General features: G+C 68.2%; 9 protein-coding genes. All 9 read left to right on the top strand.

Features of this window, described 5'->3' with window-relative positions; genetic code table 11:
- Positions 1-1,750, top strand: a 1,750-nt coding sequence (locus tag LWW96_RS21345; RefSeq protein ID WP_291489870.1) for a class I tRNA ligase family protein, incomplete at its 5' end; no start/stop codon positions are given.
- Positions 1,750-2,253 (top strand): signal peptidase II, encoded by a 504-nt coding sequence (lspA, locus tag LWW96_RS21340; protein ID WP_291489869.1) that lies wholly within the window; start codon positions 1,750-1,752, stop codon positions 2,251-2,253. The genes LWW96_RS21345 and lspA, both read left to right, overlap by 1 nt.
- Before the next feature lie 129 nt (positions 2,254-2,382).
- Positions 2,383-3,423, top strand: coding sequence for a LacI family DNA-binding transcriptional regulator (locus LWW96_RS21335; protein ID WP_291489868.1), 1,041 nt, complete (start codon positions 2,383-2,385; stop codon positions 3,421-3,423).
- 19 nt (positions 3,424-3,442) lie between these two features.
- Positions 3,443-4,456 carry an ABC transporter substrate-binding protein gene (locus LWW96_RS21330; RefSeq protein ID WP_291489867.1) on the top strand — a complete coding sequence of 338 codons (1,014 nt, stop codon included), beginning with the start codon at positions 3,443-3,445 and terminating at the stop codon, positions 4,454-4,456.
- Between the two features lie 19 nt (positions 4,457-4,475).
- On the top strand, positions 4,476-5,300 hold the full coding sequence (locus LWW96_RS21325) for an ABC transporter permease subunit (RefSeq protein ID WP_291489866.1): 825 nt from the start codon (positions 4,476-4,478) through the stop codon (positions 5,298-5,300).
- A gap of 10 nt (positions 5,301-5,310) precedes the next feature.
- A complete protein-coding gene (locus tag LWW96_RS21320) occupies positions 5,311-6,108 on the top strand; it encodes an ABC transporter permease subunit (RefSeq protein WP_291489865.1) in 798 nt (265 codons plus the stop codon).
- On the top strand, positions 6,098-7,183 hold the full coding sequence (locus LWW96_RS21315; RefSeq protein ID WP_291489864.1) for an ABC transporter ATP-binding protein: 1,086 nt from the start codon (positions 6,098-6,100) through the stop codon (positions 7,181-7,183). The genes LWW96_RS21320 and LWW96_RS21315 overlap by 11 nt, the downstream gene beginning before the upstream one ends.
- Complete coding sequence (locus LWW96_RS21310) at positions 7,180-8,016, top strand: phosphodiesterase (RefSeq protein WP_291489863.1); 837 nt, start codon at positions 7,180-7,182, stop codon at positions 8,014-8,016. Before LWW96_RS21315 ends, LWW96_RS21310 begins: the two co-directional genes overlap by 4 nt.
- A 319-nt stretch (positions 8,017-8,335) precedes the next feature.
- Positions 8,336-9,988 carry a Na/Pi cotransporter family protein gene (locus LWW96_RS21305; RefSeq protein WP_291489862.1) on the top strand — a complete coding sequence of 551 codons (1,653 nt, stop codon included), beginning with the start codon at positions 8,336-8,338 and terminating at the stop codon, positions 9,986-9,988.
- The last annotated feature ends 321 nt before the right edge of the window (positions 9,989-10,309 follow it).

Below are 10,309 nucleotides of genomic sequence, written 5' to 3'. Positions count from 1 at the left end.
GGGCAACGGCCGCTACGACGACGCCCTGGCCCTGTTCCGCGGCATGAACATCTGGAAGGCCTGCCCCGTCATCATCGAAACGCTGCAGGCCGCCGGCCGCCTGATGGGCACCACCACCATCACGCACAGCTACCCGCACTGCTGGCGCCACAAGACGCCCGTGATCTACCGCGCCGCGGCCCAGTGGTTCATCCGCATGGACGAAGGCGAGGGCGTGTTTACCCAACCCGGCCTGAAGCCCGCCAAGACGCTGCGCCAGATCGCCCTGGAGGCCATCGAGCACACCAGCTTCTACCCCGAGAACGGCAAGGCCCGCCTCCACGACATGATCGCCGGGCGGCCCGACTGGTGCATCTCGCGCCAGCGCAGCTGGGGCGTGCCCATCCCGTTCTTCCTGCACAAGGACTCGGGCGAACTGCACCCGCGCACTCTGGAGATCATGGACCAGGCCGCGGACATCGTCGAAAAGGGCGGCATCGAAGCCTGGAGCCGCGTGACGGTGGAAGAGATCCTGGGCGCCGAAGACGCGCCGCACTACACCAAGAGCACCGACATCCTGGAAGTGTGGTTCGACTCCGGCTCCACCTTCAGCCACGTGCTGCGCGGCACGCACCCGAACGTGCACCACGACACCGGCCCCGAAGCCGACCTGTACCTGGAAGGCCATGACCAGCACCGCGGCTGGTTCCACAGCTCGCTGCTGCTGGCATCCGCGCTGGAAGGCCGCGCGCCGTACCGTGGGCTGCTGACCCATGGCATGACAGTGGACAGCCAGGGCCGCAAGATGAGCAAGTCGCTGGGCAACGGCATTGAGCCTGACGAGGTCAGCAAAAAGATGGGGGCTGAAATCATCCGCCTGTGGGTGGCCGCCAGCGACTACTCCGGCGACATCGCGGGCGACGACAAAGTGCTCGCCCGCGTGGTCGACGCCTACCGCCGCATCCGCAACACGCTGCGCTTCCTGCTGGCCAACGTGAGCGACTTCGACCCGGCCCAGGACGCCGTGCCGTTCGACCAGATGCTGGAGATCGACCGCTACGCACTCACGCGCGCGGCCGAGTTCCAGGCCGAAGTGCTGGCGCACTACAAGGTGTATGAGTTCCACCCCGTGGTCGCCAAGCTGCAGCTGTACTGTTCGGAAGACCTGGGCGGCTTCTACCTCGACGTGCTCAAGGACCGGCTGTACACGACTGCGCCCAAGAGCCTGGCGCGCCGCAGCGCGCAGACCGCGCTCTACCAGATCACGCACGCCATGCTGCGCTGGATGGCCCCGTTCCTGTCGTTCACGGCCGAAGAGGCCTGGAAGGTGTTCGGCAACTCCGAGTCCATCTTCCTGGAAACCTACAGCAATGTTCCCGGCGCCGTGGCAGCCGCCGACGAAGGCCTGCTGGCCAAATGGACCCGCCTGCGCGAGATCCGCGACGCGGTGAACAAGGAGATCGAGGCCCTGCGCGCCGCCGGCCAGGTGGGCTCGTCGCTGCAGGCCAACGTCACCCTCACCGCCGCGCCCGAAGACCATGCCTTGCTGGCCAGCCTGGGCGACGACCTGAAGTTCGTGTTCATTACATCCGCTATCGAATTGATAGCTGGTAGCGCGCTTCAGATCAGCGTCAAGCCCAGTTCCGACGCCAAGTGTGAACGCTGCTGGCACTACCGCGACGACGTAGGCCACGATGCGGCCCACCCCACGCTGTGCGGCCGCTGCACCAGCAATCTGTTCGGTGCCGGCGAAAGCCGGGCGCACGCATGATGGCACCGCTGTCCCGGCAGGGCCGCTCTGGTGCCGGCATGTGGCCCTGGCTGGCCTGGGCCGTGGTGCTGGTGGCGGCCGACCAGCTCACCAAGTCGCTGATCCTGCAGCACTACCAGCTGGGCGACGCCACCTACCTCACCAGCTTCTTCAACATCGTGCGCGCCCACAACACGGGGGCCGCCTTCTCGTTCCTGTCGGACGCGGGCGGCTGGCAGCGCTGGCTGTTCACCGGCATCGGCGTGGCCGCCACGGTCTTCATCGTGTGGCAGCTGCGCACGCACCCCGGGCAGAAACTGTTCGGCTTCGCGTTGTCCAGCATTCTGGGCGGTGCGGTGGGCAACGTGGTGGACCGGCTGATGCACGGCTACGTGGTCGACTTTCTGGACTTTCACGCCGCGGGCTGGCACTTCCCCGCGTTCAACCTCGCGGACTCGGCCATCACGGTGGGGGCGGCCTGCCTGATCCTGGACGAGCTGCTGCGCATGGGGCGCGAGCGCTAGCAAAAGCCTGCCCCAACAACCACAGCCCGCCCCGTGCGGGCTGTTTTGTTTTTGGCCTCGGGCTCGCAATGTCATGCGCACGTCACAGCGGGCGGTTGCAATGTAATCGTTTACATCAGCCCCTGCACCATGAGCATTCTGGAAGTGGCCCGCGAGGCCGGCGTCTCGGTCGCCACCGTCTCGCGCGTCTTCAATCTGCCCGACAAGGTCGCCCCGGCCACGCGCGAGCATGTGCAGCAGGTGGCCCGCACCCTGGGCTACCAGCCCAACGCCAGCGCGCGCACCTTGCGCACGCAGCGCAGCCAGGTGCTGGGCGTGGTGCTGCCCACGCTCACCAACCCGGTGTTCGCCGAGTGCCTGGACGGCATTGCCCAGGCGGCCGCGGCCCAGGGCTACGCCATCCTGCCCTTTACCACCGATTACCGCGTGGCACGGGAGGACCAGGCGGTGGGCCTGCTGCTGGCGGGCGACGTGGACGGGATGGTCCTGGTCGTGTCCAACCCCGCCACCTCCACCGCACTGCAGCGCCTGGCCGAGGTGGGCCTGCCCTATGTGCTGGCCTACAACCGGCACCCTGACCACCCCTGCGTGTCCGTGGACAGCGAAGAGGCCGTGGCCGAAGCCGTGGCCCGGCTGGCGGGCCTGGGGCACCGCCGCATCACCATGGTCAGCGGCCTGCTGCAGGCGTCCGACCGCGCACAGCAGCGCTGCCGGGGCTATGCCCTGGGCATGGCCCGCGCGGGCCTGCCGGCACAGCCTGTGCTGCAGGTTCCCTTTGTGGCGGCCGCCCCCGAGCTGCTGGGCGACGTCCTGAAGCCCAGCGGGCGGCCCACCGCCCTCATCTGCTCCAACGACTTGCTGGCCATCCGCAGCATCCGCGCCGCGCACCTGGCGGGTCTCACCGTGCCACGCGACCTGAGCGTGCTGGGCTTTGACGGCATCGCCCTGGGCCAGGACCTCACGCCCCAGCTTGGCACCGTGGTGCAGCCCAACACCGACATCGGCCGCCACTGCGTGGAGTTGCTGTCCCAGGCCATCGCAAGCGGCCACCCGTTGGGGCCGGAGATGGGCCTCACCCTCGTTCACACGTTCCGCCCCGGCGAGTCCTGCGCGCCACCCGCCGCGCACGGCCCGGCCCCTTCGCCTTCCCTGCTTTCTCCCCACCCCTGAACCCAAGGAGCTACCCCCCATGAAATCCACCCTGCACCGCCTTGCCCGTACCACGCTGCTGGCCTGGGGCCTGGCCGCCAGCGCCGCAGCCCTGGCGCAAAACGCCATCTGCTACAACTGCCCGCCCGAATGGGCCGACTGGGGCAGCCAGATCAAGGCCATCAAGGCCAGGACCGGCATCACCGTGCCACCGGACAACAAGAATTCCGGCCAGTCGCTGGCCCAGCTGGTGGCCGAGAAGGCCAGCCCCGTGGCCGATGTGACCTACCTGGGCGTCACCTTTGCCATCCAGGCGCAGAAGGAAGGCGTGGTGGCCGCGTACAAGCCCGCCGCCTGGGCCGAGATCCCCGACGGCCTGAAGGACCCGGCCGGCCACTGGTTCACCATCCACTCCGGCACGCTGGGCTTCATGGTCAACGTGGATGCGCTCAAGGGCAAGCCCGTGCCCCAGTCCTGGGCCGACCTGCTCAAGCCCGACTACAAGGGCCTGATCGGCTACCTGGACCCGGCCTCGGCCTTCGTAGGCTATGTGGGAGCGGTGGCGGTGAACCAGGCACGCGGCGGCACGCTGGACAACTTCGGCCCCGGCATCGATTACTTCAAGGCCCTGCAGAAGAACGAGCCCATCGTGCCCAAGCAGACCTCGTATGCGCGCGTGCTGTCGGGCGAGATCGCGATCCTGCTGGACTACGACTTCAACGCCTACCGCGCCAAGTACAAGGACAAGGCCAACGTGCAGTTCGTCATTCCGGCCGAAGGCACGGTGGTGGTGCCCTACGTGATGAGCCTGGTGGCCAACGCGCCGCACGCCGACAACGGCAAGAAGGTGCTGGACTTCGTGCTGTCGGACGAAGGCCAGGCCCTGTGGGCCAATGCCTACCTGCGCCCCGTGCGCGCCGGTGCGATGCCCAAGGAGGTACAGGCCCGCTTCCTGCCCGCCAGTGAATACGCCCGCGCCAAGACGGTGGACTACAGCAAGATGGCTGCGGTGCAAAAGAGCTTCTCGGACCGGTACCTGAAGGAAGTGCAGTAACGCTTCGCCTGCCGCCGTTATGCGCCCCGCATTTGCCCCCACCCGCCCGCTGTTGCTGGCCTGCGCCGCGCCCGCGGCGGCCTTCTTCGCCGCGTTCTGGCTGCTGCCCATCGCCCAGCTGATGGCGCTGCCCGCCGGCAAAGGCTGGGAGACCTACTTCGTGGTGCTCACGAACGCACGCTATCTGCAAAGCCTGCTGCAAACGCTGGGGCTGTCGCTGGCGGTGACGCTGGCCACGCTGGTGCTGGGCGCGGCGGTGGGCATCACGTTGGCGCGCCAGCGCTTTGCGGGGCGGCGGCTGCTGCTGTCGCTGCTCACGCTGCCGCTGTCGTTCCCGGGGGTGATCATCGGCTTCTTCATGATCCTGCTGGGCGGGCGCCAGGGGCTGGTGGCGCAATGGGCCGATGCCCTGGGCCTGGGGCGCATCACGTTTGCGTACGGGCTTGCGGGGCTGTTCCTGGCGTACCTGTACTTCTCGCTGCCGCGCGCCATCGCCAGCTACACGGCGGCGGCCGGCGCCATGGACACGGCGCTGGAGGAAGCCGCGCGCTCGCTGGGCGCCCCGCGCTGGCGCGTGGTGCGCGACGTGTGGCTGCCCGAGCTGGCGCCCACCACGCTCTCGTGCGGCGCCATCGTGTTCGCCACGGCCATGGGCGCGTTCGGCACGGCCTTCACGCTGTCGGCCAAATATGAAGTGCTGCCCATCACCATCTACAACGAGTTCACCAACTACGCCAACTTCGCGCTGGCGGCCAGCCTGTCCATTGCCCTCGGGCTCATCACCTGGCTGGTGCTGTGGCTGTCCCGCCGCGTGGCCGGGCCGGTGGCGGCCGCGGGTGCCTGAAAGCTGAGCCATGCGCACTGCACGACAAGCCTCTTTGCCCCTGCTGGCCCTCACGGCGCTGGTGGCGGTGTTCATGCTCGCCCCCATCGCCCTGTCGGTGATGGCCGGGCTGGTCAACAACTACAGCACCGGCCTCTCCAGCGGCCTCACCGCGCGCTGGCTGGGCGAGGTGTGGGATCTGTACGGCGGCACCGTGGGGTGGTCGCTGGCCATCGCGCTGCTGTGCGTGCTGGGCAACCTGCTGCTGGGCGTGCCTTGCGCCTATGCGCTGGCGCGCAGCCGCTCGCGCGCGGCACGGCTGTTCGAAGAGCTGCTCACCCTGCCCGTGGCCGTGCCGGGCCTGGCCAGCGCGCTGGCGCTGATCCTGGCCTACGGCCAGCTGTCGGGCTTTCGCAAAAGCTTTGCCTTCATCCTGGTGGGGCACATGGTGTTCACCCTGCCCTTCATGGTGCGCACCGTGGGCGCGGCCTTTCAGCGCCACGAGCTGCGCGCGCTGGAAGAAGCGGCGCGCTCGCTGGGCGCCAGCTTTGCACAGCGCTTTCTGGGCGTGCTGGTGCCCGCCGTGCTGCCGGCCATCGTGGCGGGCAGCCTGATGGTGTTCACGCTCTCCGTGGGCGAGTTCAACCTGACCTGGATGCTGCACACCCCACTCACCCGCACCCTGCCCGTCGGCCTGGCCGACAGCTATGCGTCCATGCGCATCGAAATCGGCTCGGCCTACACACTCATCTTCCTGGCCGTCATCCTGCCCGTGCTGTGGGGCCTGCAAGCCCTGGGCACGCTGATCGAGAAACACCATGCAACTTGAACGCACGCGCGTGGACATTGCCCACTGCGCCAAGACCTATGCCGACGGCACGCGCGGCCTGCAGCCTACCGACCTGACCGTGGAGCCCGGCGAAGTGCTGGCGCTGCTGGGCCCCTCGGGCTGCGGCAAGACCACGCTGCTGCGCCTGGTGGCCGGGCTGGAGGCGCCCGACGCGGGCAGCCGCATCGCCTTTGGCAGCACCGACGTGACCCACATCCCCATCGAGCAGCGCGGTGTGGGCATGGTCTTCCAGCACTACGCGCTGTTCCCGCAGATGAGCGTGGAGTCCAACATTGGCTATGGCCTCAAGATCCGTGGCGTGGCCGAGGACGAGCGCCGCCGCACCGTGGGCGAGCTGGTGGACCTGGTGCGCCTGAACGGCCTGGAGAAGAAGCGCCCGGCCGAACTCTCGGGGGGCCAGCGCCAGCGCGTGGCCCTGGCCCGCGCCGTGGCCATGCGCCCGCGCGTGCTGCTGCTGGACGAGCCGCTCACCGCGCTGGACGCCAAGCTCAAGGAATCCCTGCGTGACGAGCTGGCCGAGCTGCTGCGCCGCCTGCACATCACCGCCATCCACGTCACGCACGACCAGCAGGAAGCCCTGGCCCTGGCCGACCGCCTGGCCGTGATGCACGCCGGCCGCGTGGTGCAGGTGGGCGACGGCGAAACGCTGTACCGCACACCGGCCCACCCTTTTGTCGCGCAGTTTCTGGGGCGGGTGAACCGCCTGGCGCGCGGCAATGCAGGCCCCACCGACGCGCTGCCCCTGGGCGGCTGGCACCTGCCCTGCCCGCCAGCCCTGCAAGGCCATGCGTCCGTACTGGTGCGCCCGGAGGACATCGAAGTCGGCCCCGCTAACCCCGGCCCCGGCTGGGGCCAAGCCGAAGTCACGCGCCGCAGCTTTCTGGGCGACCGGGTACAACTGACCCTGGCCTTGGCCGACCAGGCCCCGCTGTGCGCCGACGTGGCACGCGACCACCCGGCGCGCGCGGGTGACGCGGTGGCCGTGCGCATCGCACCCGAGCGCCTGATGCCCTGCCTGGAAGCGGCCAACGGAATGATGGAGCCCAGCCCATGACCACCACCCTGCTGCTGCAGCTCTCCGACACCCACATCCGCGAGCCCGGCCGCCTGGCCTATGGCCGCATCGACACCGCCCCCTACCTGGCACAGGCCGTGGTGAGCGTCGGGCGCCTGCCGCAGGCGCCCGATGCCGTGGTGATCACCGGCGACCTGACCGACTTTGGCCGGGCGGCCGAGTACGAGCACCTGCGCGCTCTGCTGGCCCCGCTGCCCATGCCCGTGTACTTGCTGCCGGGCAACCACGACAGCCGCGCGCAGTTGCGCGCCTCGTTCCCCGACCACCCCTATCTGGGCCCGGGGGGCGACGGCGATTTCATCCAGTACAGCGTGCCTGTGGGCGGCCTGCAACTCATTGCAATCGATACCGTGGTGCCCGGCGCCAGCGAAGGCCGCCTGTGCCCAACCCGCCTGCAGTGGCTGGAGGCCGAACTGGCCCGGCACACGGCGCGCCCAGTGGTCATCGCCCTGCACCACCCGCCATTCCGCACGCTGATCGGGCACATGGACGCCATCGGCCTGCTGGAGGGCGCCGATGCGCTGGAAGCCATCGTGGCGCGCCACCCGAGCGTAGAGCGCGTCATCTGCGGCCACCTGCACCGCGCGATCCAGGTGCGCTTTGGCGGCTCCATCGCCGCCACCGTGCCTTCGCCCGCGCACCAGGTGCGGCTGGACCTGGCACCCGACGCGGCCTCGGCGTGGATGCTTGAGCCGCCGGGTTTTGCCCTGCATGCGCTGCCCGCGGGCGGACGGCTGGTCAGCCACACCGCAGCCAGCGGACAGTATCCCGGCCCCTACCCGTTCCACGAGGCCGGCCAGCTCATCGATTGACACCGCCGGCCCCGCCCAGCCGGCGCGTCACACACCCCGCAGCGGCAGCGGGGTCATCACGGCAGCATCCCCTGATCAGGAGTATGCTTGTGTGTCAATTTTGTGACAAACGATCCGGGCCGCATGCTCTCGATGGCAGGCGCTCTTCTCCCGGAAGCCGCGCGGCCACCTGTGGCTGAACCGCCGCTGCCTACGGGCACAGAAATGAATGAACCCGTCGCCTCGGCGAGCAGGTGCCGGCAGCCCCGCTGCTTGTGCCGGCGCGGGGCATGGCGCATGCTGGGTGGCGTTCGGACAAGAAGAACAAACGCGGTATTTCATGAAGCATCTGTTGAATCTGCTGGCAGCCGTTTCGCTGCTTATTTGGGGCACCCATCTGGTGCGCACCGGCATCCTGCGGGTGTTCGGCGCCAACTTGCGCCAGCTCATCGCGCGCAGCGTCAGCAACCGGTTCACGGCCGTCCTGTCGGGCATCGGCGTGACGGCGGTCGTGCAGTCCAGCACCGCCACGGCTCTCATCGTCTCCTCCTTCGTGGGCCAGGGGCTGGTGGGACTGCCGGCGGCCCTGGCCGTGATGCTGGGCGCCGACGTGGGGACCAGCGTGATGGCCGTGGTGTTCTCGCTGGACCTTTCCTGGCTGTCGCCGCTGTTCATCTTCGCGGGGGTGGTGCTCTTCATCTCGCGCAAGGACACGGCCGCCGGCCGCGTGGGCCGGGTGCTCATCGGGCTGGGCCTGATGCTGCTGGCCTTGCGGCTCATCACCGAGTCCACCACGGTGCTCACCCAATCGCCCACGGTGCGCGCGCTGCTGGGCGCACTCACCAGTGACCTGCTGCTGGAGATCTTCACTGGCGCCGTACTGGCCATCGTGGCCTATTCCAGCCTCGCCACGGTGCTGCTCACGGCCGCCCTGGCCGGCTCGGGCGGCATCCCGCCCGATGTGGCGCTGGGCCTGGTGCTGGGGGCCAATCTGGGCAGCGGCGTGCTGGCGGTGCTGACCACGTTGAAGGCCAATGTCCAGACGCGCCAGGTACCGCTCGGAAATCTGTTCTTCAAAATCATTGGTGTGGCCATCATGGCGCCGCTCACCGGGCTGTGGCTGCAGCATGTGCGGCCGTATGTGCCTGGAACCGCCACCCTGGTGGTGCTGTTCCACCTGGCGTTCAACGCCGTGGTGGGCCTGGTGTGCATCGGGCTCACCGGCACGGTGGCCCGGGCGGCGCAGCGCCTGCTGCCGCAGGAGCAAGGCTCTGCCGCAGGCACCCGCCCCCACCACCTGGACCCCTCGGCCCTGGCCACACCCTCGCTGGCCATCTCGTGCGCGGCCCGCGAGGCATTGCACCAGGCCGACGTGGTGGAGTCCATGCTGCTGGGCCTGCACAAGGTCATCCGCACGGACGACCTGCAGCTGGCGCAGGACCTGCGCAGGCTCGACGACGAGGTGGACGGCCTGTACTCCGCCATCAAGTACTACCTGACCAAGATCTCCCGCGAGGCGCTGGACGAGCGCGAGGGCCGGCGCTGGGCCGACATCATCAGCTTCACCATCAACATGGAGCAGATCGGCGACATCATCGAGCGCGTGCTGATCGACATCGAGGACAAGAAGATCAAGAAAGGCCGCCAGTTCTCCGAGGCCGGCATGGAGGAGATCAATGAACTGCATGCGCGCCTGATCGACAACCTGCGCCTGGCGATGAGCGTGTTCCTGAACGGCAGCGTGCGGGATGCGCAAAAACTGCTGGAGGAAAAAGCGCGCTTCCGCGATCTGGAGCACGCGTATTCCGCCACGCACCTGGCGCGCCTGTCGGACAACACGGTGCAGAGCATCGAGACCAGTTCGCTGCACATCGACCTGATCAGCGAACTCAAGCGCATCAACTCGCTGCTGTGCTCGGTGGCCTACCCCATCCTCGAATCGGCCGGCGCACTCGCCCCCAGCCGGCTGCGGGCCATGGCAGACCAGGCCTGAGGCAAACCCGCCTACGCCGCGCCAGGGCGGCGCCAGGCTGTGCCTGGCCCGCCCATGTCACCCGCCTCTGCCAGGGGAAGCTGCTCGCCAACGTTGCGTCGCAAGGCGGCTGGCGCAGATGACTTTTTTGCCAAATCTTGAGAAAGCGCAATGCATTTCCCGGATGAATGCTATCCCAATCAATAAATAATAAAAATCACTATCAATATCCGGCACAAATACAACTTTCACCCGGTTCCCCAAAAACGCAAACTAATGTCAAAACACTGCAAAATACGGTGAACCGGGCAAAATGGCTCTATCGGCAATTAAGGACGCGCC

Source organism: Acidovorax sp. (genome assembly GCF_021287135.1).
Taxonomy (GTDB): domain Bacteria; phylum Pseudomonadota; class Gammaproteobacteria; order Burkholderiales; family Burkholderiaceae_C; genus Acidovorax.
Note: the sequence above shows the minus strand (reverse complement) of the source record. Positions and strands in the feature narration are given on the sequence as shown.

What these genes read in the sequence shown, in the direction of transcription:
- lspA (WP_291489869.1), top strand. Translation starts at nt 1,750, where the DNA reads ATGGCACCGCTGTCCCGGCAGGGCCGCTCTGGTGCCGGCATGTGGCCC.
- LWW96_RS21335 (WP_291489868.1), top strand. Translation starts at nt 2,383, where the DNA reads ATGAGCATTCTGGAAGTGGCCCGCGAGGCCGGCGTCTCGGTCGCCACC.
- LWW96_RS21330 (WP_291489867.1), top strand. Translation starts at nt 3,443, where the DNA reads ATGAAATCCACCCTGCACCGCCTTGCCCGTACCACGCTGCTGGCCTGG.
- LWW96_RS21325 (WP_291489866.1), top strand. Translation starts at nt 4,476, where the DNA reads ATGCGCCCCGCATTTGCCCCCACCCGCCCGCTGTTGCTGGCCTGCGCC.
- LWW96_RS21320 (WP_291489865.1), top strand. Translation starts at nt 5,311, where the DNA reads ATGCGCACTGCACGACAAGCCTCTTTGCCCCTGCTGGCCCTCACGGCG.
- LWW96_RS21315 (WP_291489864.1), top strand. Translation starts at nt 6,098, where the DNA reads ATGCAACTTGAACGCACGCGCGTGGACATTGCCCACTGCGCCAAGACC.
- LWW96_RS21310 (WP_291489863.1), top strand. Translation starts at nt 7,180, where the DNA reads ATGACCACCACCCTGCTGCTGCAGCTCTCCGACACCCACATCCGCGAG.
- LWW96_RS21305 (WP_291489862.1), top strand. Translation starts at nt 8,336, where the DNA reads ATGAAGCATCTGTTGAATCTGCTGGCAGCCGTTTCGCTGCTTATTTGG.